Here is a 22,204-nt window from a genome sequence, read left to right as displayed (position 1 = left end):
TTTGAGGACGAGTCTCTGCCGTCCCGAACCCCCACCCACCCGCAGGGGGCGAGGCTTTTCAGCCCGTCCGGCGTTTGAGGACGAGGCCCGGAGGGCCGATAGCGGGGGTCTGGGGGCGGAGCCCCCAGGGATGGGACGGGTAGGGGCGGCGGGGGCGAGGGAAGGTCTACTTCACCGACCCGGCCATCACCCCCTGCACGAAATGCCGCTGGAACGCGAAGAACACGACCACCGGCACCACCAGCGAGACGAACGCCCCCGGCGCCAGCACATCGATGTTGCTGCCGAACTGCCTTATCTGGGACTGCAGTTCAACCGTCAGCGGCTGCGACGCACTGTCCGCGAACAGCAACGCCACCAGCATGTCGTTCCACACCCACAGGAACTGGAAGATGGCCAGCGAGGCAATCGCGGGCCGCCCCACCGGCAGGACCAGCCGCGTGAAGATCCGCCACTCGCTGCCGCCGTCCATCCGCGCAGCCTCCAGCATCTCCTTGGGCATCTCGGCGAAGTAGTTCCGCAGCAGGAACACCGCGAACGGCAACCCGTACGCCACATGGAAGAGGACGACACCGGGGATCGTGCCGAACAGCCCCAGCTGACCGAAGAGTTTGGCGACCGGAAGCAGACCGATCTGCACGGGTACCACCAGCAGCGCCACCACGACCAGGAACACCGCCTCCCGCCCGGGGAAGTCCAGCCACGCGAACGCGTACCCGGCGAGCGCCGCGAGGACGACGACCAGCACAGTCGCCGGCACCGAGATCAGCACGGTGTTCCAGAAGGCCTGGCTGATCCCGGCGTTCCCCAGCAGCGCCGAGTAGTTGTCGAAGGACAGCTGACCGGGACTGGTGAACACGGTCCACCAGCCGCCCGTCGCCGTGTCCTCGGCAGACCGCAGGGACGACAGGAACAGTCCGGCGAGCGGCGTCAGCCACACCAGCCCGACCACCACGAGAAGCGCCTGGACGACCCCGTTGCCCAGACCGCGCCTGACCGCGTTCATCGCTGACTCCCTCGGAAACGGCGGACGTTGAACACCATGGCCGGGATGACCAGCAGCAGGAGCAGCACACCGAGCGCGCTGCCCAGCCCCTGGTTGTTGCCGCCGCCGAACGACACCAGCCACATCTGCGTCGCGAGCACGGTCGCGTCCTCCTGCACCGGCCCGGGCGCGATGATGTAGACGAGGTCGAAGACCTTCATCACGTTGATGACCAAGGTGACGAACACGACCGTCAGCACCGGCGCCAGCAGCGGCACCGTGATCCGCCGGAAGATCTGCCACTCGTTGGCCCCGTCCATCCGGGCCGCCTCCAGCGCGTCCCGGGGGAGGGACGACAGGCCCGCGCCGATCAGGACCATCGCGAAGCCGGTCCAGATCCACAGGTACGCCCCGATGATCGCGGGCGTCACGAGCGTCGGCCCCAGCCAGGAGACGCCCTCATAAGGGGCCGCGAAGTTCGACGCCGGCAGCTTCACCGTGTACGAGCCGTCGTCCAGCCCGTCGAAAGCGAAGGAGCCGTCGGACGCCGTCGTGGTCGACGCGACCGTCTTTCCGGCCCGCACCGCCTCGATCTTCATCTCCGGCAGCCCGTTCTCCCGCCGGTCGACCTTGCCCTGTTCCCCTCCCCCACCGGGGGTGAAGTCGAGGTACACGACGCCGCGCAGCTCACCGGGGCTCGCCTTCTGCCCCGCCGCCGCGTACGCCGGCTCGGTGCCCCCGGGCAGGTCGTCGGGCAGGACGCCGACCAGGCCCAGCGTGACCGACTCACCCGGCGACGCGGTCGTACTCGTGCGGTACGAGCCGTCCGCCGCCTTCGCCAGCCCCTGCCCGTCGCGCGCCCGGGCCGTCGGATAGGTCGACGTGCCCTGGAAGGCGTCGTGCACGGAGACGACGGCGGCGTTCAGTACGCCCTTGTCGGGGTCCTCGTCGTAGGCGAGGCGGAAGATGATGCCGGCGGCGAGGAAGGAGACGGCCATCGGCATGAAGAGCAGCAGCTTGAAGGCGGTGGCCCAGCGGACCTTCTCCACCAGCACGGCCAGGATCAGACCGAGGCCGGTGAGCAGGGCCGGGGCGACCACCACCCAGATCGTGGTGTTGCGGACGGCCTTGAGCGTGGCCGGGTCGCGGAACATCTCGGCGTAGTTCTCGCCGCCCACGAAGCGGGTGCCGGAGGCGTCGAAGAAGCTGCGGCCGACGGAGAACAGCACCGGGTACACGACCAGCGCGCCCAGCAGGAGCAGCGCGGGGAAGACGAAGAGCAGGGCGATGATCCGCGCGCGCCGCCGCGAGCGCCGGGCACGTTCCCTGCCCGGGCTCACGGCGGCCCCGCGGCTCGCCTCTTTCAGGAGAGTGGCGGTCATGTCGGGTCAGCCCTGGCCTTCGTACGCCTTGGCCGCCGCGGCCTCCAGCTTCGCCGCGGTGCCCTTCGGGTCGGACGGGTCGCGCAGGAAGTCCTGGAGGAGCTTCCACTCGCCCGCGCCCTTGGTGCCGCCGAACGCGGCCGGTGCCTGGTCGGACATGTCGAAGCGGACCGAATCGGAATCGCCCGCCGCGACAAGGGACTTGGCGGTCGCCCGGGCCACGTCGTCGCCGTACGAGGCGAGGTCGACGTTCCTGTTCGGGGAGAGGAAGCCGCCCGCCTGAGCCCACACGGCCGCGGCCTCCGGTGTCGCCAGGTACTCCAGCAGGGCCATGCCGGCCTTCTGGTTCTTGCCGTCCTTCAGCACGACGGCCGCGTCACCGCCGCTGACGACCGGCGCCTTGCCGCCGCCGACCGCGGGGAAGGGGAAGAAGTTCGCGTCCTCGCCGATCTTCCTGCCGAACTGGTCCTTGGCGACGCCCGCGACGAAGTCTCCCTCGTAGACCATGCCCGCCTCGGGCTTCGGCCCGAAGACCTTCTCCACCGAGCCCGGGAAGTCGGTGTTGAGGGCGCCCTTCTGGCCGCCCGCGATCAGCTGCTTGTCCTTGAACAGCTTGCCGAGGGTCGTCAGCGCCTCGACCACCGACGCGTCGGTCCACTTCAGCTTGTGCGCGGCGAGGGCGTCGTACTTCTCGGGTCCGGCCTGGGAGAGGTAGACGTTCTCGAACCAGTCGGTCAGCGTCCAGCCGTCCTGCCCGGCGACCGAGAACGCGGCGAGACCCGAGTCGGAGACGGTCTGTCCGGCCTTCAGCAGGTCGTCGTACGACTTCGGCGGCTCGACGCCGGCCTGGGCGAGGGCGTCGGGGCTGTACCAGACGGTCGACTTGTGGGCGGCCTTGAAGTAGAGGCCGTAGAGGGTGTCGTCGACGCTGCCGTAGTTCTTCCACACGGGGGCGAAGTTGGCATCGACGGACTGCTGGGCGGTCTTGGACAGCGGCTTGAGCCAGTCGTTCTTCGCGAACTGCTGGAGCACGCCGACCTGCGGGACCATCACCACGTCGGGGGCGTTGCCGCCCTCGATCTTGCTGCCGACGACGGTGGAGACGTTGTCGCCGGTGGACACGAACGTCGTCTTGGCGCCGGTCTTCTCGGTGAACGCGTCCAGGACCTTCTGGAAGTTCTTCTGCTCGGTGCCGGTCCACACGCCGGCCACGGTGATCGTCTGCCCGCTGAGCGCCTTGTCACCGCCGCCGGCGGAGACCGGTCCGCCGCCGCAGGCGGTCACGCCGAGCGCCAGGACGAGGGCGGTGCAGCCGGTGAGCAGGGTCGTACGTCGTCGCATCATCGTTGATGTCCCTTCGGGGGGTGGGGAGTTGACGGGAGCTCGGGGCTCCTGGGGGGCTTCAGAGGTCGGCGCCGTCGCCGATCCACCACGCGGCCGTCGAGCCGGGCAGCACCCCGGCCGGGCAGGGTCCACTGGACAGCAGCGGCGTGCCGGAGACCGGTGCCGGGGTGGGGGCCGTACCGAAGTTGACGGCGCAGACGAGGCCGTCGCCGCGGACGAAGGCCAGGACGCCGGGCGGGCTGTCCAGCCAGCGCAGTGTGCCCTCCCCCAACTGGGGCAGGGCGTCGCGGAGTTGGAGGCCGTCGCGGTACAGGTGCCAGAAGGAGCGCGTGTCGGCGAGGGCGCGGTCGGTGGCGTACTCGGCGAAGTACTCCGGCTGCGGCAGCCAGGGCTTGGCGCTCTCGACACCGGAGGTGAAGCCGAAGGGCGACGCCTGTCCCGACCACGGCAGCGGCACCCGGCAGCCGTCGCGGATACGGGCGCGGCTCCCGGTGCGGTGGAAGATCGGGTCGGTGAGCACGTCGTCCGGAAGGTCGACGACCTCGGGCAGGCCCAGCTCCTCGCCCTGGTAGATGTACGCGGCTCCGGGCAGCGCCAGCATCAGCAGCGCGGCGGCGCGGGCGCGGGCGGGGCCGAGTCCGCTGCCCTCGGGGGCCGGTTCGCCGTAGCGGGTGACGGTGCGGACCTGGTCGTGGTTGTTGAGGACCCAGGTGACGGTGGAGCCGGTGCCGGCGATGTCCTGCATGGCCTCGGAGATCACCTTGCGGAAGGCGTCGGCCTCCCAGGGTGCGCTGAGCAGGTCGAAGAAGAAGGCCTGGTGGAGTTCGTCGTCACGGACGTACAGGGCGTGCTCGCGCGCGGTCGGCACGGAGACCTCGCCGACGAGGAGGCGCTCGCGGCCGTCGCGGGCGGTGTACTCCTCGCATATCGAGCGCCACTTGCGCCACACCGCGTGCACCTCGGGCTGGTTCCAGGCGAGCGGGTTGACCGAGTCACGGGTGCGGGCGTCGGCCTCCGGGTCGTCGGAGTCGGGCAGCTCGGGGTGCTTGTAGAGGCCGGCGGCGACGTCGATACGGAAGCCGTCGATGCCCCGGTCCAGCCAGAAGCGCAGGACGCGGTCGAACTCGGCGCCGATCTCGGGGTTGCGCCAGTTCCAGTCGGGCTGCTCGGGCGCGAACATGTGCAGGTACCACTGTCCGGGCCGCCCGTCCGCCTCGGTCACCCGGCTCCAGGCCGGGCCGCCGAACATGGAGTGCCAGTTGTTGGGCGGCTCCTCGCCGCCGCTCCCTTGGCCGTCGGCGAAGTGGAAGCGGGCACGGGCCGCGCTGCCGGGCTCGGCGGCCAGCGCCTCCGCGAACCACGGGTGCTCGCTGGAGCAGTGGTTCGGGACGATGTCGAGCAGCACCTTGATCCCGAGCCGCCGGGCCGCCGCGACCAGCAGGTCGAACTCGGCGAGATCACCGAAGAGCGGGTCGACGTCGCAGTAGTCGGCGACGTCGTAGCCGTGGTCGTGCTGCGGCGAGGGATAGAAGGGGCTCAGCCAGATCCCGTCGACGCCCAGCTTCTTCAGATACGGCAGCCCGGCCCGGACCCCGGCGAGATCACCGACACCGTCGCCGGTGCTGTCGAGGAAACTGCGGACGTAGACCTGGTAGATCACCGCGTCACGCCACCAGTGGTACTTACTCAGCATGCATGCATGTTAAGTAGCTGTTTCGGGAGGGTGTCAATGAACTGGACGCAAGCTACCGAGGAGTCAGGGCTTTATATCCGCTTATTTCACGCCAGACCGGCCACAGAAGAGACCTCGGCGTTACTTAACAAGTAACTAGAGAGGGCTAGCGAGAGGAGACGGCGGCGAGCTCTCTCGCCAGTCGCCGCACGGCCGCCGCGGGCGTCTCGTGCCCGGTCATCGCGTCGTGCACGACCGCCTGCACCACCAGGCTCACCTGGTCGTAGCGGGGACTCTTGGGGCGCGGCGCGGCCGTGCGCAGGCTCTCGCGCAGGGTCGGCAGATACGGGAACTCCCGCACCAGCGCGGGATCCTCGTACAGGTCGGCCCGTACGGGTGGCAGCGCGCCGCGCGTGAGGACCTGGCGCTGGACGCGCTCACTGGTCAGGTACGCGATCAGCCGGGCGGCCGAGTCGGGATGCCGGGCGTGGGCGCTGACGGCCAGGTTGGAGCCGCCCAGCACGCTCCTGCCCGGCCCGTCCGGACCCGGCAGCGGCACGGCGCCGATCCTCCCGGAGACCGGCGAGCCCTTGGCCGACGCGCCGACATAGGCGTACGGCCAGTTACGGAGGAAGAGCAGGCGGCCGTCCTGGAAGGCCTGCTTGGACTCCTCCTCCTTGAACGTCAGCGCCTGCTTCGGGATCCAGCCCTCGCGCACGCCCCGGGCGAGGAAGTCGATGCCCTCGCGGGCCGCCGTCGAGTTCACGGTGACGCGCTCGCCCTCGTCGCCGAGGATCGAGCCGCCGGCCGAGTAGACGGCCTCCGCGGCGTTCACGGTGAGGCCCTCGTAGGGCAGGAACTGGCCCGCGTAGCCGTCGAGCCCGTACTTCGGGGCGATGGTCTTCGCGGCCCGTTCCAGCTCTGCCCAGGTGCGCGGCGGGTCGACGCCCTCCTTGGCGAGGATGTCCTTGCGGTAGAGGAGCAGGCCGGCGTTGGTGACGTACGGGACGGCGTACAGCTGTCTGTCGTAGGTCGCCGTGTCCACGACCGGTGGCAGGAAGCTGCCCAGCGGGAAGCGACCCCGGTCCAGCGGACGGATCCAGCCGTGCGCCGCGAACTCCGAGGTCCAGCTGACGTCGATGTTGAGGATGTCGAAACGGCTGCGGCCGCCGGCGCGCAGGTCGGTGGTCATCTGCGCATGGGTCTCGTCGGCGGAGTCGGGCAGCTCGACGAGAGTGACCTTCTCGTCGGGGTGGGTGCGATTCCAGCCGTCCAGGACGGAACCGAGATAGCCCGTGAGGTCCCCGGCGGTGGCGAGGGTCATCGGTCCCCTGCCGCTCGCGGGGCCCTCGTCGGCACGTGCGCCGGAGGCGACGTAGCCGGTCAGGATCACAACGAGGACGAGAAGGCCCCTACCGGCGGCGTGGATCCACCGCATAGGTTCCTCCCTGTACAACCCTGTACAACTGGCGCCGAACATCTTCGCCCGGGGTCAGAGGCCATGTATACCTGTTAGGTATGCGCGATACTAGGGCCTGGCGGCAATCTCCTGGGCAGGCAGGAGACTGGCACGAGGCCCCAGGGCCTCGCGCCACATTAACCGGATGCGAGGAGGAGAGGTCGAGTGCGGCTGCCCCTCCTGGCCCTGCTGGCGCGCGGCCCGGCGCACGGCTACGAGCTGAAGCAGGACCTTGAGCAACTGCTGGGCTCCGCGTACCCTCAGCCGAACGTCGGCCAGATCTATGTGACCCTCGGCCGCCTCGAGAAGTCGGGGCTGATAGAGGGCGAGGACGTCGAGCAGTCGAGCCGACCCAACAAGAAGGTCTACCACCTCACCGACGCCGGGCGTGAGGCGCTGCGCGCCTGGTTCGAGGAGCCCGAGGACGAGCCGCGGGTACGGGACGAGTTCTTCATGAAACTGGCCGTAGCCCCGCAGACCGGTCTCGCCGACCAGATCGCCCTCATCAACAAACAGCGGCGCCAGTACCTGAACACCATGCGTCAACTGTCGAAGCTGGCCGCCGCCGAGGACCGGGACAACCGCATCGCGCATCTGCTGATCGAGGGCGCGATGCTGCACCTTCAGGCCGATCTCGACTGGCTGGAGCGGTGCCAGGAAGAGCTGGAGGAGCTGGAGTGAGCGACGATTCCACTCCTGGGGTGCGCGCCGGCGGTCCTGAGGCGGGGGCGAAGGTTGCCGGGCCGGGCGGGAAGAGTGCCGAGGCGGGCGGGAAGAGTGCCGAGGCCGGCGCGAAGAGTGCCGGGGCCGGCGCCGAGAGCCCTGTGCTGCGTTCCGAGGGCCTGGTCAAGACGCATCACGGCGAGGGCGCTCCGGCGCACGCCGTGCGAGGCGTGGATCTTTCCGTGCGGCAGGGCGAGTTCGTGGCCGTCACCGGTCCGTCCGGTGCCGGTAAGTCGACTTTGCTGCATCTGCTGGGCGGGCTCCAGCGCCCGGACAGCGGGAGCATCTGGCTCGACGGCGAGTGCGCGGACCGGTGGAGCGAGGCCCGCTGGGCGGTGGAGCGCAGGAAGCGCATCGGGATCGTCTTCCAGTTCTTCAACCTGGTCTCCGACCTGTCCGTCGCCGACAACGTCGAACTGCCGGCCCTGCTGGCCGGCGTCCCGCCGAAGCGGGCCCGCGCCGAGCGGGCGGAGCTGCTGGCCGAGCTGGGGCTCACCGGCAAGGAGCGCAGCATGCCGGGCGAGCTGTCCGGTGGCGAGCAGCAGCGGGTCGCGCTGGCCCGGGCCCTGGTCAACCGTCCGCCGCTGCTGCTGGCCGACGAGCCCGCGGGCAGCCTGGACAGCAAGGGCACCCGCGAGGTGATGCGCCTGCTGTCCCGCTTCCACCAGCGCGGCCAGACGATCGTGCTGGTCACGCATGACGCCCGGCTGGCGAGCGCGGCGGACCGGGTGATCAGCTTCTTCGACGGCCGGATCGCCGACGACGCCGAGCTGGACGCGGGCACTGCGCCGCGCCACACCGGGATATCCGGTGTGCTGGAGCTCCGGGACTGAGATGCGAGCCACCCTGCGCTGGGCGCACTCCGATCTGCGCACGCACCGCGGCGAGGCGCTGTTCCTCGTGCTCGCCACGGCCGGGATCGTCGTCTCCCTGCTGCTGGCCACGGCCCTCTTCGGCTACGCCACCAACCCCTGGCAGCGAGTCTTCACCCAGGCGCACGGCGCGCACGTATGGCTGCACACCGGCCCCTCGGCCGACACCGGGAAGCTGGCCGGCCTCGACGGCGTCGACTCCGTCGCGGGCCCCTACCCGACCTCCTCCACCACTGTCGCCTCCCGCGGAACCCGCGCCTCCGTCGAACTGCGCGGTACTCCCGAGCGCCCCACGGTGGGTCGCCCGCTCCTCACCTCCGGTCACTGGCTGGACCCCGCGAACCCGGACGGCGTGGTCCTGGAGACCCGGCTGGCCCGCGCCCTGCTGGCCGCCCCCGGCGACACCCTCACCCTTCCCGGCACCGACCGGAGCCTGACCGTGCTCGGCATCGCCGACAGCGCCGAGCCGCGCTACCGGCCGGGCGAGCAGCCGGGCCTCGTCTGGGCTCCGCCGTCCGCCGTGCGCGACCCGGCAGGGGAGGTGATCGGGCTCCGGCTGACCAACCCCGACGACACGGACTACGCCGTCCAGCGCGCCGTGACCGTACTCGGCGCCGGCGCGGTCAGCGAGGTCTCCACCTGGAAGCAGGGCCGGGCCGAGGCACAGGGCGACAACCGGCTGCTCGGGCAGGTGCTGGGCCTGTTCGGGCTGGGCGCGCTGGTCGCCGCCGGGCTCGCCGTGCACGGCGCGATCGGCACCCGGATCCGCGGGCATCTGCGGGACATCTCGGTGCTCAAGGCGATCGGCTTCACCCCGGGCCAGGTGGTCCGCGTCTTCCTGCTCCAGCACCTGGCCTACGCCCTGCTGGGCGCGGTGGCCGCCGCATCCGTCCTCCAGGCCCTCGGCAGCCGCGTTCCGGGACGGCTCGGGGACGCGGTCGGGGTCTGGCAGGGGCTGCCCGGACACACCCTGGCGCTGGTCGTGGTGCCGGTCGGGGCGGTGCTGTTCATCGGCGCGACCACGGGGCTCGCGGCCTGGCGGGCGGGGCGGGTGCCCCCGGTGCCGGTGCCTCGGCCGGCGGCTTCGCTCGGCGGTCGGCTCTCGGGTGTGGCGCGCGGCGCGCTCGGGCTACGGTTGCCGCCCGCCCTGGTACTGGGCTGGCACCGGGCCTTCACCCGCCGCCCGCGGTCCCTGGCGACGGTCGCCCGGCTCGCGCTGCCGCTGCTGCTGATCGTGGTGGCGATGGGCGCGTGGACCACCATCGAGCGGTTCGACAGCCGGCCCGAACAGATCGGCCTGCCGACCGCCCTCACCGTCCACGCCGAATCCGGCCTCGCCGAACGGGACACCCGCGCCCTGCTGGAACGCGACCCGCAGGTCGCCGCCGCCTACCCGGGCGTCGAGGTGGCCGCCCTGGTCCCGGGCCAGACCGCCACGATCGCCCTGCGCGGCCTCGGCACCCACGCGGACCCCTATCCGTACGCCCTGGCCGAGGGCCGTCCGGCCCAGGGCCGCGACGAGGCGGTGGCCGGGCAGGGGCTGCTGGAGCTGCTGGACGTGCGGGTCGGCGACTGGGTGCGGATGACCGTCGGCGACCAGCCGCAGATCCTGCACATCGTGGGCCGCAGCATCGAACCGGAGAACGCCGGCCGGGTCATCTCCACCTCCCTCGACACCCTCCGCGAGAACGACCCCGGCCTCGGCCCCACCCTCTACGAGCTACGGCTCGACCCGGGCGCGGACCCCGCCCGGGTGGCCGACCGACTCTCCACCGCCGGGCACGGCGGCCTGGACGTCCACGCCGTACCCAACCCCGCCGACGGGCTCTCGCCCCTGCGCGGAGTCGTCGTCGGCCTGATCGCCGTCCTGGCCCTGATCGGGCTCATCGAACTGCTCACCGCGATCGGCGGCACCGTCCGCGAGAGCGAACGCGACCTGCTGGCCCTGAAGGCGATCGGCCTCTCCCCACGACAGATCACCGCGATCACCGTCACGTCCACCGCCTGCACCGCCCTGGCCGCGGTCGTCATCGCCACGGCCCTCGGCGCACCCCTCGCGCACTGGCTGATCGACGCCCAGGGCAGATCGAGCGGCATCGGCGCCGGGATCGCCCAGGGACCGCCCGTCGCTCTTCTACTGCTGCTCGGCGTGGCGGCGGTCGCCGGAGCTGCCGCCCTCGCCGCCGTCCCGGCCTCCCGCGCGGCCCGCCGCCGCCTCGCGGACACCCTGAGCGCCGTCGCCTGACCGGCGGGACTACCGGGGGTGGTACGGGTTCCGCGGACCCGGCGCGTACGGGTTGCCCTGCGGCGGACCGTAGGGGTTCCCGGCCGGGGGCGCGTACGGGTTGCCCTGCGGTGGCACGAACCCGTTGGGCGCGTACGGCGGTGGCGGCGGGGTCGGTGCCGGAGTGGGCGGCAGCGTGGCCGGGTGGGCCGCGAGCCGTATGCCGTACCGGCTTCTGAGCCGGCCCATCTCCAGCAGGGCGATACCCGTGACGGTGATCGGAGCGCCCAGGATGAAGACGAAGCCCAGGGCGAGGCCTAGGCCGTGCAGGTCGCCCGTGACGAGATCGGGGATGGCCATGAGCCAACTCGTCACCGCGGCGAGCAGCGGCGGCAGACAGCGGTGCACGACCGCGGTGCCGAAGAAGTTCCCGGAGATGCGGTAGGCGCCGGCGATCACGAAGAAGGCCAGCCAGAGCCCGATGGCGCTGAACAGCAGGCCCCCGAGGGTCCCGAAGGCATCCCCCAGCCGGAAGACCAGGACCGTCCCGAACGCCGAGCCGATGAACAGCAGCAGCAGCTTCAGCGACCTGACCAGCGGCTCCCGCAGCTGCCCCACCGTGCCGGCCCCGGAACGCCGCCACAGGTAGAGCATCAGGCCGACCGTGAGCGGCGTGATGAACAACAGGACGACACACGCGGTCGCGGCGTTGTTCAACATCTCGTCGAACGCGAACCCGCCCTCGACGAAGGTGTAGACGCCGAACGCCGCGACCGCGCCCGCGATGACACGCGCCTTCTTGAGCGCGTCCACCGACGGATCCAGCGACTCCGGGATCCAGGTCGGATGGAACACCGCCCGGGCGACATGATGAGGTTTCAGGAACGACCGGGCGGTGAGGGCACCGCCGGTCCAACTCCCCTGTGGAGACGTCAACTTGCACTCCCCCGAGTGATCGTTGTCATGAGCAGCGAGGGAGTCTACGGGAAGCGGACGATCACGCGCCGCCCGCCTCCCGCGTCAGCCGTCCCAGGCCGCCCCGGTCACCGCCGGCCGCGCAGCTCCCGGTACTTCGCGACGAGCGCCTTCGTCGACGCGTCAAGTCCCGGTACCTCGGCGCCCTCGGTCAGCGCGGGCTCGACGCGCTTGGCGAGGACCTTCCCGAGCTCGACGCCCCACTGGTCGAAGGAGTCGATGTTCCACACCGCGCCCTGCACGAACACCTTGTGCTCGTACAGCGCGATCAGCTGACCGAGCACGGACGGGGTCAGCTCCCGCGCGAGGATCGTGGTCGTCGGGTGGTCGCCCTTGAAGGTCTTGTGGGTCACCAACTCCTCCGGCACCCCCTCCGCGCGCACCTCCTCCGGCGTCTTGCCGAACGCCAGCGCCTGCGTCTGGGCGAAGAAGTTCGCCATCAACAGGTCGTGCTGCGCCTTGAGTTCCTCACTCATCTCGGCGACCGGCTCGGCGAAGCCGATGAAGTCCGCGGGGATCAGCTTGGTGCCCTGGTGGATCAGCTGGTAGTACGCGTGCTGCCCGTTGGTGCCCGGCGTGCCCCACACGATCGGCCCGGTCTGCCAGTCGACCTGGCGGCCGTCCCGGCCGACGTACTTGCCGTTGGACTCCATGTCCAGCTGCTGGAGATACGCCGTGAACTTCGACAGGTAGTGGCTGTACGGCAGCACCGCGTGCGACTGGGCGTCGTGGAAGTTGCCGTACCAGATGCCCAACAGGCCGAGCAGCAACGGCACGTTGGACTCGGCGGGCGCGGTGCGGAAGTGCTCGTCGATCGTCCGGAAGCCGTCGAGCATCTCCCGGAAGTTGTCCGGCCCGATCGCGATCATCAGCGACAGGCCGATCGCCGAGTCGTAGGAGTAGCGCCCGCCGACCCAGTCCCAGAACTCGAACATGTTGGCCGTGTCGATGCCGAAGTCGGCGACCTTCTCGCCGTTCGTCGACAGCGCGACGAAGTGCTTGGCGACGGCTTCCGGGCCGGCGTCCAGCTCGGTGAGGAGCCAGTTGCGGGCCGAGGTGGCGTTCGTGATCGTCTCGATGGTGGTGAAGGTCTTCGAGGCGATGATGAACAGCGTCTCCGCCGCGTCCAGGTCGTGCGTGGCCTCGTGCAGGTCGGCGCCGTCGACGTTCGACACGAAGCGGACGGTGAGGTCGCGGTCGGTGTAGCTGCGCAGCACCTCGTAGGCCATCGCGGGGCCGAGGTCGGAGCCGCCGATGCCGATGTTGACGACGTTCCTGATGCGCCTGCCGGTGTGGCCGGTCCAGGCGCCGGAGCGGACGCGCTCGGCGAAGTCGGCCATCTTGTCGAGTACGGCGTGCACTCCCGGGACGACGTTCTCCCCGTCGACCTCGATCACCGCGTCACGCGGTGCGCGCAGCGCGGTGTGCAGCACGGCGCGGTCCTCGGTGGTATTGATCTTCTCGCCGCGGAACATGGCGTCCCGCAGCCCGAACACGTCCGTCGCGGCGGCCAGCTCGCGCAGCAGCCGCAGCGTGTCGTCGGTGACGAGGTGCTTGGAGTAGTCGATGTGCAGGTCGCCGACCTGCAGCGTGTACCCGGCACCGCGGCCCGGGTCGGCGGCGAACAGCTCCCGCAGCCGCACTTCGCCGAGCTCCTCGCGGTGCTTGGCCAGCGCGGTCCACTCGGGCGTCTGGTTGAGCCTGGTACGGCCGTCTGCGTTCATGTCCGACTTCAGCCTTCTTTCGTGCCTGTCCCAGCTGTTCCAACCTAATTGATCAGCGCGCGGCGTGAGCCGTCGTGGCGTCGTCGTCCGGCGCAACAACAGGTACGTCCGGCTTGCGCACAGGTATCAGCGCGCCGAGGGCCAGCACGAAGAAGGCCGCCGTGAGCAGGGGCGGGGCGTTGAGGCCCCAGGCGGTGGCGACGGCACCGCCCAGCAGGGCGCCGAGCGGCACCCCGGCAAAGGCCAGGGTCCGGAAGGCCGAGGCGACTCTGCCGAGCAGCTCGGCGGGGCTGCGTTGCTGCATGAGGGTCGTCGTGTTGACGTTCCACACCATGCCCATGAGGCCGAAGACGACCAGGGCGGCCACCAGCACGGTCAGGCTGCGCACGGTGCCCATGACGACGAGGGCCGCGATCTGCACCGCCCCGGCGAGCAGCACGGCCCGGACGGCGCCCAGCCGCTTCACGACCCGGCCGTTCACCACTCCCCCGGCCAGGCCGCCGACGGTGAACGCGGCACCCGCCGCCGCGTATCCCACCGGGCCGGCGTCCAGCCATCCGGTGACCAGGACGACCAGGGTGGCGAGCTGGGCTCCCATGCCGATGTTGCACAGGGCGGTGGCGGCGCACAGGCCGCGCAGGGCCCGGTCGCGCCACAGGGTGCGCAACCCTTCCGCGATCTCCCGGCGCAGGGTGCTGCCCGCCGGGGCCGGCTTCCGCTCGGGCGCATCGATCCGCACCGATGCCACCAGCAGAGCCGCCACCACATAGGTGCCGGCGTCGGCCACGAAGGGAACGGCAGCTCCCGCTGCCAGCAAGGCAGGCACGACCGGCCCGCCGACCAGTCCGCCGGCGATGCGCTGGCTGGTCATGAGGCGGGTGTTCGCACTGCCGAGGGCGTCGCGGTCCACCAGGACCGGGAGCAGAGAGGTGGCCGCGTTGTCGAACAGTGTCTGGAGTGCGGTCAGGGTGAAGGCCAGCGCGACGAGCAGCCCGATCGAGGCGTGTCCGAGGGCCACGGCCACCGCGAACGCGCCGACGAGCAGGGCTCGTAACGCGTCGACCGTCCACATCGCGCGACGCTGGTCCACCCGATCGGCGACGGCGCCGCCGAGCAGTCCGAAGAGGATCCACGGCAGATAGCCACAGGCGGTGACCGCGGCGATCAGCAGCGGCCGGTCCGTCAGCGTCACGGCGAGGAGCGGCAGGGCGGCCGTACGCAGGGAATCACCGAAGCTGGAGAGCACGGCGGCGCTCCACAGCCGTCCGAACCCTCCGCGCCACGCGGGCGCACGCACCCCCGCCGTCCCCGTCGTCGTAGTCACAACTCCCCCTCGGTCCATCGATGCAGAAGATCGATACACAAACCGTAGAGGGCACCACTGACAATCGGCCCCGGAGCGGGGGTCCACCGGCGGTGGGCCGGTGCGTCATACAGGTCCGGCCGGACACCCGCGGGTGTCCGGCCGGACCTCAACTCCTAGATTTCGCCCCGCAGTTTGGCGAGTGCCTCGGCGAGGATCGCCTCGCCGTCCGCGTCGCTGCGTCGTTCCCGTACATACGCCAGGTGCGTCTTGTAGGGCTCGGTGCGCGGCGGGTCCGGCGGGTTGTCCCGGTCCTGTCCGGCGGGGAAGCCGCAGCGCGGGCAGTCCCAGGTCTCGGGAACCTGCGCGTCGCTGGCGAAGCTGGGCTGCGTCTCGTGCCCGTTGGAGCACCAGAAGGAGATGCGGAGACGCGGCGCGGACTCGCCGCGCTCGGCCTCGCCCATCGGCCCCGCCCCGACCCGGCTTCCTCGGATCGCGTTGCCACTTGCCACGGTCGTAACTCCCTGCGTGATGGTGCCGCAAAGCGAGTCGGCGTTTCGCTTCGCTGCGAGCGCCTCAGTCTACGTAAGGCCCAACGCGCGTCCAGTGATTGGAGTTACAGAGCCCTCACACCTAGACGCAAGCCCCATGATAGGCCGCGCTCAGCTGCGCGTACCGAACATGGGGCCTTACGTGCGGATTGTGCGTGCCGGTCAGTTGTTCACCTTCATCAGGATGCCGAGCACGACAATGCACGCGAACCACAGCAGCCCGACCACAACGGTGATCCGGTCGAGGTTGCGCTCGGCGACCGAGGAGCCGCCGACGGACGACTGCATGCCGCCACCGAACATGTCGGAGAGGCCGCCGCCCTTCCCCTTGTGCATCAGCACCAGCAGCATCAGCAGCAGGCTGAAGACGATCAGGGCGATGGAGAACCCCATAACCACGGCTGGACCAACTTCCTCGGATTCGGATGGACGACGGGGGCACAGCACCGTGGCTGCGCCCCCGCAAGGGTACGACGGATCGTGGCTACCGCATACTCACTGGTCGCGGAACCGCACGATCTTGACGAACTCGTCGGCGTCGAGCGACGCGCCGCCGATCAGGGCTCCGTCGATGTCGGCCTGGGCCATGATCTCGGCGACGTTGCCCGACTTCACGGAGCCGCCGTACTGAATGCGGACCTTGTCGGCCAGCTCCTGTGTGTACAGCTCGGCGATCTTGCCACGGATGGCGGCGCAGACCTCCTGGGCGTCCTCGGCGCCGCAGACCTTGCCGGTGCCGATGGCCCAGACGGGCTCGTAGGCGATCACGACGGTCTCGGCCTGCTCGGCGGGGAGGTCCTTCAGACCGCCTTCGACCTGGGCGAGGGTGTGGGAGACGTGGTTGCCCGCCTCGCGGACCTCCAGCTCCTCGCCGACGCACAGGATCGGGGTCAGGCCGTGCTTGTAGGCGGCCTTGACCTTGGCGTTGACGATCTCGTCGGTCTCGGCGTGGTACTGGCGGCGCTCGGAGTGGCCGATGGCCACGTACGTGCACTTCAGCTTGGCCAGCATCGGGCCGGAGATCTCGCCGGTGTAGGCACCGGAGTCGTGCGCCGAGATGTCCTGGGCGCCGTACTTGATCTTCAGCTTGTCGCCGTCGACCAGGGTCTGCACGGAGCGCAGGTCGGTGAAGGGTGGCAGGACGGCGACCTCGACGGCGTCGTAGTCCTTGTCCGCGAGGGCGAAGGCGAGCTTCTGGACGTGGGCGATGGCCTCGAGGTGGTTGAGGTTCATCTTCCAGTTGCCCGCCATCAGCGGCGTGCGCGTGCTCATAAGGGGTCAGTCCTCCAGTGCGGCGAGGCCGGGGAGCGTCTTGCCCTCGAGGTATTCGAGGGAGGCGCCGCCACCGGTCGAGATGTGGCCGAACGCGTTCTCGTCGAAGCCGAGCGTGCGCACGGCCGCGGCGGAGTCACCTCCGCCGACGACGGTGAAGCCGTCCGAGTCGATGAGGGCCTGGGCGACCGCGGCGGTGCCCTGGGCGTAGTCGGGGTGCTCGAAGACGCCCATGGGACCGTTCCAGAAGACGGTCGCGGCGTCGGTGAGCTTCGAGGCGTACAGCTTGCGGGTCTCCGGACCGATGTCCAGGCCCTCCTGGTCGGCGGGGATGGCGTCCGCGGCGACGGTCGTGGGGTTGGCCGGCGCCTTGGTCTTGAGGTCCGGGAACTCGCCCGCGACCAGGACGTCGACGGGGAGCACCAGCTCCACGCCGAGCTTCTCGGCGCGCTCCAGGTACTCCGTGACGGCCGGGATCTGGTCGGCCTGAAGCAGGGAGGTGCCGACCTCGTAGCCCTTGGCCTTGAGGAAGGTGTACGCCATGCCGCCGCCGATGAGCAGCCGGTCGGCCTTGCCGAGCAGCTGGTCGATGACGGCGAGCTTGTCGGAGACCTTGGCTCCGCCGAGCGCGACGACGTACGGCCGCTTGACGTCCTCGGTGAGCTTCTTGAGGACGGTGACCTCGGTGGCGATGAGGTGGCCGGCGTAGTGCGGCAGCTTGGCCGGCAGGTCGTACACCGAGGCGTGCTTGCGGTGCACCGCGCCGAAGCCGTCACCGACGTAGACGTCGGCGAGGGCGGCGAGCTGCTCGGCGAAGGCGCCGCGCTCGGCGTCGTCCTTGCTGGTCTCACCGGCGTTGAAGCGGAGGTTCTCGACGACCGCGACCTGGCCGTCGGCGAGGCCCGCGACCACGGCCCGGGCGGAGTCGCCGACCGTGTCGGTCGCGAAGGCCACGTCGGCGCCGAGGAGTTCCCCGAGGCGCGCGGCGGCCGGGGCGAGGGAGAAAGCGGGGTCCGGGGCGCCCTTGGGGCGGCCCAGGTGCGAGGCGACGACCACCCGGGCGCCCGCCTCGGCCAGCGCCTTGACGGTGGGCAGGACGGCGCGGATACGGCCGTCGTCGGTGATCGTGGTGCCGTCCAGCGGCACGTTCAGGTCGGCGCGGACGAAGACCCGCTTGCCGGCGACGCCTTCGGCGAGAAGTTCGTCGATCGTCTTCATGAAGGGGACTCCTGAGAAGGGCTCGTGATCTCTCGTGATCGCTCGGAAGCGCTCGTGATCCAACAGGTCTGTTCTGCACGCGCGTCAGGGCTCGGACGGCGCGTCCCTGCGCCGCCCGAGCCCTGACTCACATCAATGCGCCTGCTCTGGATATATCAGAGCTGGTTGCCGACGAAGACCGTGAGGTCGACGAGGCGGTTGGAGTAGCCCCACTCGTTGTCGTACCAGCCGAGGATCTTCACCGAGTTGCCCTCCTGGACCATGGTCAGGGAGGAGTCGAAGGTGCAGGAGGCCGGGTCGCTGACGATGTCCGAGGAGACGATCGGGTCCTCGGTGTACGACAGGTAACCCGCCAGGTCGCCGTCCTCGGACGCCTTCTTGAACGCGGCGTTGACCTCGTCCTTGGTGACCTCGCGCTGCAGCTGCACGACCAGGTCGGTGGCCGAGCCGGTCGGGACCGGGACGCGCATCGCGATGCCGTCGAGCTTGCCCTTGAGCTGCGGGAGGACCAGCGCGGTCGCCTTGGCGGCACCCGTGGTGGTCGGGATGATGTTCTCGGCGGCGGCGCGGGCGCGACGCAGGTCCGAGTGCGGGAAGTCCAGGATGCGCTGGTCGTTGGTGTACGCGTGGACCGTCGTCATCAGGCCCTTGACGATGCCGAAGTTCTCGTCGAGGACCTTGGCCATCGGCGCCACACAGTTGGTGGTGCAGGAGGCGTTGGAGATGACGTGGTGGTTGGCCGCGTCGTACTTGTCCTGGTTGACGCCCATCACGATGGTGATGTCCTCGTCCTTGGCCGGAGCCGAGATGAGGACCTTCTTGGCGCCGCCGGCGAGGTGCTTGGCGGCGTCGGCCTTCTTCGTGAAGATGCCCGTCGACTCGATGACGATGTCGACGCCCAGCTCGCCCCACGGGATGTCGGCGGGGTTGCGCTCGGACAGGACCTTGATGGTGTGGCCGTCGACGGTGATCGTGTCGGCGGTGTGCGACACCTCGGCCTTGAGGCGGCCCAGGATGGTGTCGTACTTCAGCAGGTGCGCGGTGGTAGCGGTGTCACCCAGGTCGTTGACAGCCACGATCTCGATGTCAGCGCCCTGCTCCAGCAGCGCGCGGAAGTAGTTGCGACCGATACGACCGAAGCCGTTGATGCCTACGCGGATCGTCACGAACCGATCTCCTCGTTGGTACGCCGGCCATGCGGTGCCGGCGAGCTCTGTTTGGGATGTCCCCGACCGCCTACGACCCTACCTCTCTGAAGCCGCCGTGGTGACATTCAGATGCCTCATACACGGCACGGCGGCCCGTACCCGCCAGTAGGGGTACGGACCGCCCCGCCATGAAGGCCGGATCACTCGATTTGGTCACCCTGCGTGGTACGCGGTTGACCTCGGCGTGTCACTCGTCAAGTGAGTCGAGGGCCTTTCCGATGAGCGCCTTCCGGTCGGCCGCCGCGGTGACGTGTTCCAGGCCGAAGCCCAGCAGCACCGTGTCGTCCGTCGTGGTCGCACCGTACGTCTGGAACAGCGTGCCGGTGCGCGTCCAGTCCTTGAGGACGGCCGGGCTGCCCGCGGGCGGTCCGGTCACGCTCCAGGCGCCGAGCGACGTCTCGAATCCCTCGGTCTCGGTGGCCGTGCCGCCGACGACGAGCGCGGTCTCGTCGGCGAGGACGCCGTGGCCGCCGCTGCTCGGGTCGGTGACGTAGGCGATCGAGAGCTCGACCGACTTCCCGGCGTACGCGCTCAGGTCGAACTCGACCTGCTTCCAGCCCTCGGAGGCGCCGGTGAAGGCGTTCCACTGGCCGCTGCTGCCGCTCGCGGTGCACCCGCTCGTCACCACGGTCAGGTAGTGGTTCAGCCAGGGGTGCTCACCCGCGTAGAACCCGGCCTCGCAGTCGGCGGGCACGGTGTTACTGGTGGCGCCGTTCGCCTCGGGGAGGGTCGTCCAGTCCTCGACCCCGGTGGTGTGGGCCTCGACCAGGACGTTGTCGTAGCCGGGCTCGACGTCCCACAGCAACTGGGTGCGCAGCGTGGGCTTCTGGGCCGCGGTCACTCCGGTGAGGTCGACGGTCCTGGTCAGCCGCTTGTAGGCGTCGTCGGTGTGGACGGCGGCCACCATGGAGGAACCGGCGTACGGGCCGTACGGGTTGACGGTCCCGGCGAACTGGCCGGCGCCCGCGCCGGCGAACTGCGGGTACTGGTCGGCGGGCAGCTCGTCCGAGGTGACGCTGTAGGTGCCGGCCTTGTCGAGCGGGTTGCCGGTGGCGTCGCCGAGCGCGCCGGTGAAGCCGCCGAGCCTGCCGGAGCCGGTGAAGCCGGTGGCCCCGGGGATGGACGTACGGGAGTAGGCGCCCAGGTAGTACTGGCTGAAGTCGTCCGACAGGGTGCCGCCGCCGAGGTCGACGGCGCCGCCGGCCTGCTCGCCCGCCTCGATCAGCTTGCCGCCCTCGTTGAGGTAGGCGCGCAGCTCGAGCTGGGTGGCGTTGCCCGGGACGTTCGCGCCCGTGTAGTGGAGGACGGTGTCGAAGTGGCCCAGCACGCCGAGCGCGTGGGGCGCGCCCTGTGTGGCGACGTCCCAGACGATCGCCCGGTGGCCGTTGGCCTTGAGCGCGTCGACGTACTTCTGCGCGTGCGTGGCGGTGGCGCCTTCCTCGGCCACGACGAGGACGTCCGCGCGCGACCGTTCGGCGACCGTGTAGGTGAAGTGCGCGCTGGAGACGGGCTTTCCGCTCTTCGTCTCGCCGGTGAACCACACCTCGACCTTGTCGCCCACGTCGCCGTCGGCGACCTTGGCGCGGTACTCGTCGAAGTAGAGGTTGTCCTCACCGCCGTACGTCTCGCCGCCCTTCCAGGGCCTCAGCGCCATGTCGTGCGTACGGCCGCCGTTGACGCGGTACTTGAGCTCCTTGTCGCGCACGGACTTGCGTACGACGACGGAGACCTCCTGGTCGGCGCCGCGGGAGTACGAGGCGGTGAAGGGGGCCGGGGTGAAGTCGGCGGCCTTCAGGCCGAGCGAGGACTTGGGCTGGTCGGGCTTGGCAGCGGACTCGGCGACGGAGAGCGCGAACGGGACGTTCTTGGCGAACTCGTCCTGGATCAGCTTCTCGTCGTCCGGGAAGTTGAAGACGGACTGGCAGTCCCGGGCGTTCCACTGGTCGTCCGGGTCGATGTTCGACGCGGTCTGGCAGGTCGACATCTCGGGCGTGAACATCGCCAGGCCGTTGACGTTCGACGCGTGGCCGTCCGCCTCGCCGTTGGTGGTGTACAGCTCCGAGGAGACCTGCGGGTGGTAGCCGGGGATCGCGGAGTTGTCCGGGGTGCCGGCGAGCGCCTTGTAGAGGACGTCGTCCGGGGTTTCGGTGGCCACCTGCCAGCCGACGCCGTAGAGGAGGAGTTCGGCGGCGGAGTGGTAGTTGATGCCGTAGGTGAAGTCGATGCGCTTCTGGAAGGCGTCGATCGCCTTGGTCTCGGGCTCGGAGGCCGGGGACGCGCCGCGGTAGGTCTCGCTGGTGGGATTGGGGGACGAACCCTCGTCGTCGTAGCCCCACTTGTAGGCGAAGTTGCGGTTGAGGTCGACGCCGTCACCGGTGCTGATGGCACCGTCGCCGTTGTTGTCCCTTAGGTTCTTGCGCCACAGGCGGTTGCCGGGGTCCTGGAACGTGTAGTCGTAGCCGTCGGGGTTGGCCGAGAGGACGAACCACAGCTCGGTCGAGTCGACGATCTTCTTGATGCGCTTGTCGGACCTGTAGTTGTCCAGGTAGTGGTGCATCAGGCGGCGGGTCATCTCCGGCGTGATCCACTCGCGCGCGTGCTGGTTGGACATGTAGAGGACGGCGGGCTTGGAGCCGTCCTTGGTCTTCTTGGCGTTCTTGGTGAGCTTGAGCGCCAGGATGTCCTGTCCGCCGACGGTCTTGCCGATGGAGACGACCTTGGTGAGGCCGGGGTTCTCCTGCCCGGTCCGCAGGATCTCCTCCTTGAGGCCGCCGCTTCCGCTGTACGGGCGGTACACGCCCTCGGCGGCCTTCGCGGTGCGCTCCTCGGCCTTGGCGGACAGGTCGTGCTCGGTGAGCTCGACGCCCTTCTTCTCCAGCTTTTTGGCCTGGTCGTCGGTGAGGTAGACCTCGACGGTGGCCGTGCCCTTCTCGGGCGCCTGCTCACTGAGTTCGTGCCCGTCCTGGCCGGCCTCCAGCAGCAGGGGTATCTGCTTCTTGGTGACCTCGGCGCGGAAGACCTTGACCTCGTTCGGGTCGGTGTCCTGCGCACTTCCTTGCTGGGCCTGGGCGATGGGTGCGATGCTCGCTCCGCCTATCAGGAGCGCGCCGACAGCGAGGATCGATCTCGCTCTGTGTCTCATGAACCCCCCTAGCAGTGATTCGCCACAGTGACGAATGACTGCCAGGCTCATGCCACTTCACGACCCAGTCAAGAGTGCCGCAAAGACTGACAAACACCGGTGCCGACGTCCCAAGTGGACGTCGGCACCGGCACGTTGACGATCTTTCAG

General features: G+C 70.0%; 17 protein-coding genes. 3 read left to right on the top strand and 14 right to left on the bottom strand.

Going from position 1 to position 22,204, the window contains the following annotated elements; genetic code table 11:
* Positions 1-166: 166 nt before the first annotated feature.
* The 5 genes from AQJ67_RS14925 to AQJ67_RS14905 form a co-directional block, all read right to left on the bottom strand.
* Positions 167-1,006, bottom strand: coding sequence for a carbohydrate ABC transporter permease (locus AQJ67_RS14925; protein WP_062719189.1), 840 nt, complete (start codon positions 1,004-1,006; stop codon positions 167-169).
* Entirely contained in the window at positions 1,003-2,367 is a 1,365-nt protein-coding gene (locus AQJ67_RS14920) for an ABC transporter permease (RefSeq protein WP_062719188.1), read from the bottom strand. Before AQJ67_RS14920 ends, AQJ67_RS14925 begins: the two co-directional genes overlap by 4 nt.
* A gap of 6 nt (positions 2,368-2,373) precedes the next feature.
* Positions 2,374-3,711: an ABC transporter substrate-binding protein gene (locus AQJ67_RS14915; protein WP_062719187.1), complete on the bottom strand. Its 1,338-nt coding sequence runs from the start codon at positions 3,709-3,711 to the stop codon at positions 2,374-2,376.
* Between the two features lie 58 nt (positions 3,712-3,769).
* Positions 3,770-5,404, bottom strand: a complete 1,635-nt coding sequence (locus tag AQJ67_RS14910) for a glycoside hydrolase family 13 protein (protein WP_208614960.1) — start codon at positions 5,402-5,404, stop codon at positions 3,770-3,772.
* A gap of 145 nt (positions 5,405-5,549) precedes the next feature.
* On the bottom strand, positions 5,550-6,821 hold the full coding sequence (locus AQJ67_RS14905) for an ABC transporter substrate-binding protein (protein WP_062719186.1): 1,272 nt from the start codon (positions 6,819-6,821) through the stop codon (positions 5,550-5,552).
* Between the two features lie 186 nt (positions 6,822-7,007).
* Between AQJ67_RS14905 and AQJ67_RS14900 the strand changes: the two genes are divergently transcribed.
* The 3 genes from AQJ67_RS14900 to AQJ67_RS14890 all read left to right on the top strand — a co-directional run bounded on the left by AQJ67_RS14900 (position 7,008) and on the right by AQJ67_RS14890 (position 10,682).
* Positions 7,008-7,523 carry a PadR family transcriptional regulator gene (locus AQJ67_RS14900; protein ID WP_062719185.1) on the top strand — a complete coding sequence of 172 codons (516 nt, stop codon included), beginning with the start codon at positions 7,008-7,010 and terminating at the stop codon, positions 7,521-7,523.
* 143 nt (positions 7,524-7,666) lie between these two features.
* On the top strand, positions 7,667-8,398 hold the full coding sequence (locus AQJ67_RS14895) for an ABC transporter ATP-binding protein (RefSeq protein ID WP_062719372.1): 732 nt from the start codon (positions 7,667-7,669) through the stop codon (positions 8,396-8,398).
* Position 8,399: 1 nt separating this feature from the next.
* Complete coding sequence (locus AQJ67_RS14890; RefSeq protein WP_062719184.1) at positions 8,400-10,682, top strand: ABC transporter permease; 2,283 nt, start codon at positions 8,400-8,402, stop codon at positions 10,680-10,682.
* A 9-nt stretch (positions 10,683-10,691) separates the two neighbouring features.
* Here AQJ67_RS14890 and AQJ67_RS14885 read toward each other — a convergent pair whose 3' ends face one another.
* The 9 genes from AQJ67_RS14885 to AQJ67_RS14845 all read right to left on the bottom strand — a co-directional run bounded on the left by AQJ67_RS14885 (position 10,692) and on the right by AQJ67_RS14845 (position 22,054).
* Positions 10,692-11,597 (bottom strand): proline-rich domain-containing protein, encoded by a 906-nt coding sequence (locus AQJ67_RS14885; RefSeq protein WP_062719183.1) that lies wholly within the window; start codon positions 11,595-11,597, stop codon positions 10,692-10,694.
* Between the two features lie 107 nt (positions 11,598-11,704).
* On the bottom strand, positions 11,705-13,360 hold the full coding sequence (gene pgi / locus AQJ67_RS14880; RefSeq protein ID WP_062719182.1) for a glucose-6-phosphate isomerase: 1,656 nt from the start codon (positions 13,358-13,360) through the stop codon (positions 11,705-11,707).
* 52 nt (positions 13,361-13,412) lie between these two features.
* The gene (locus AQJ67_RS14875; protein WP_062719181.1) at positions 13,413-14,702 is read right to left on the bottom strand and encodes an MFS transporter; all 1,290 of its coding nucleotides are present in this window, start codon (positions 14,700-14,702) and stop codon (positions 13,413-13,415) included.
* A gap of 137 nt (positions 14,703-14,839) precedes the next feature.
* Positions 14,840-15,175 (bottom strand): RNA polymerase-binding protein RbpA, encoded by a 336-nt coding sequence (locus tag AQJ67_RS14870; RefSeq protein WP_003976875.1) that lies wholly within the window; start codon positions 15,173-15,175, stop codon positions 14,840-14,842.
* A 201-nt stretch (positions 15,176-15,376) separates the two neighbouring features.
* Complete coding sequence (gene secG / locus AQJ67_RS14865) at positions 15,377-15,607, bottom strand: preprotein translocase subunit SecG (RefSeq protein WP_009300451.1); 231 nt, start codon at positions 15,605-15,607, stop codon at positions 15,377-15,379.
* Between the two features lie 102 nt (positions 15,608-15,709).
* Positions 15,710-16,486, bottom strand: coding sequence for a triose-phosphate isomerase (gene tpiA / locus AQJ67_RS14860; RefSeq protein ID WP_062719180.1), 777 nt, complete (start codon positions 16,484-16,486; stop codon positions 15,710-15,712).
* Between the two features lie 6 nt (positions 16,487-16,492).
* Complete coding sequence (locus AQJ67_RS14855; protein WP_062719179.1) at positions 16,493-17,704, bottom strand: phosphoglycerate kinase; 1,212 nt, start codon at positions 17,702-17,704, stop codon at positions 16,493-16,495.
* Between the two features lie 155 nt (positions 17,705-17,859).
* Entirely contained in the window at positions 17,860-18,870 is a 1,011-nt protein-coding gene (gene gap, locus AQJ67_RS14850) for a type I glyceraldehyde-3-phosphate dehydrogenase (RefSeq protein ID WP_062719178.1), read from the bottom strand.
* 229 nt (positions 18,871-19,099) lie between these two features.
* Positions 19,100-22,054 carry a M14 family metallopeptidase gene (locus AQJ67_RS14845; protein ID WP_062719177.1) on the bottom strand — a complete coding sequence of 985 codons (2,955 nt, stop codon included), beginning with the start codon at positions 22,052-22,054 and terminating at the stop codon, positions 19,100-19,102.
* Positions 22,055-22,204 lie beyond the last annotated feature (150 nt).

This window comes from Streptomyces caeruleatus (assembly GCF_001514235.1).
Classification (GTDB): domain Bacteria; phylum Actinomycetota; class Actinomycetes; order Streptomycetales; family Streptomycetaceae; genus Streptomyces; species Streptomyces caeruleatus.
This window is presented reverse-complemented; position numbering and strand designations above follow the sequence as displayed.

Bases quoted from the DNA above. Each gene is read 5' to 3' on its own strand.
- tpiA (WP_062719180.1), bottom strand. From the start codon at position 16,486: ATGAGCACGCGCACGCCGCTGATGGCGGGCAACTGGAAGATGAACCTC.
- AQJ67_RS14905 (WP_062719186.1), bottom strand. From the start codon at position 6,821: ATGCGGTGGATCCACGCCGCCGGTAGGGGCCTTCTCGTCCTCGTTGTG.
- secG (WP_009300451.1), bottom strand. From the start codon at position 15,607: ATGGGGTTCTCCATCGCCCTGATCGTCTTCAGCCTGCTGCTGATGCTG.
- AQJ67_RS14910 (WP_208614960.1), bottom strand. From the start codon at position 5,404: ATGCTGAGTAAGTACCACTGGTGGCGTGACGCGGTGATCTACCAGGTC.
- AQJ67_RS14915 (WP_062719187.1), bottom strand. From the start codon at position 3,711: ATGATGCGACGACGTACGACCCTGCTCACCGGCTGCACCGCCCTCGTC.
- AQJ67_RS14925 (WP_062719189.1), bottom strand. From the start codon at position 1,006: ATGAACGCGGTCAGGCGCGGTCTGGGCAACGGGGTCGTCCAGGCGCTT.
- pgi (WP_062719182.1), bottom strand. From the start codon at position 13,360: ATGAACGCAGACGGCCGTACCAGGCTCAACCAGACGCCCGAGTGGACC.
- AQJ67_RS14875 (WP_062719181.1), bottom strand. From the start codon at position 14,702: ATGGACCGAGGGGGAGTTGTGACTACGACGACGGGGACGGCGGGGGTG.
- AQJ67_RS14920 (WP_062719188.1), bottom strand. From the start codon at position 2,367: ATGACCGCCACTCTCCTGAAAGAGGCGAGCCGCGGGGCCGCCGTGAGC.
- AQJ67_RS14845 (WP_062719177.1), bottom strand. From the start codon at position 22,054: ATGAGACACAGAGCGAGATCGATCCTCGCTGTCGGCGCGCTCCTGATA.
- AQJ67_RS14855 (WP_062719179.1), bottom strand. From the start codon at position 17,704: ATGAAGACGATCGACGAACTTCTCGCCGAAGGCGTCGCCGGCAAGCGG.
- AQJ67_RS14890 (WP_062719184.1), top strand. From the start codon at position 8,400: ATGCGAGCCACCCTGCGCTGGGCGCACTCCGATCTGCGCACGCACCGC.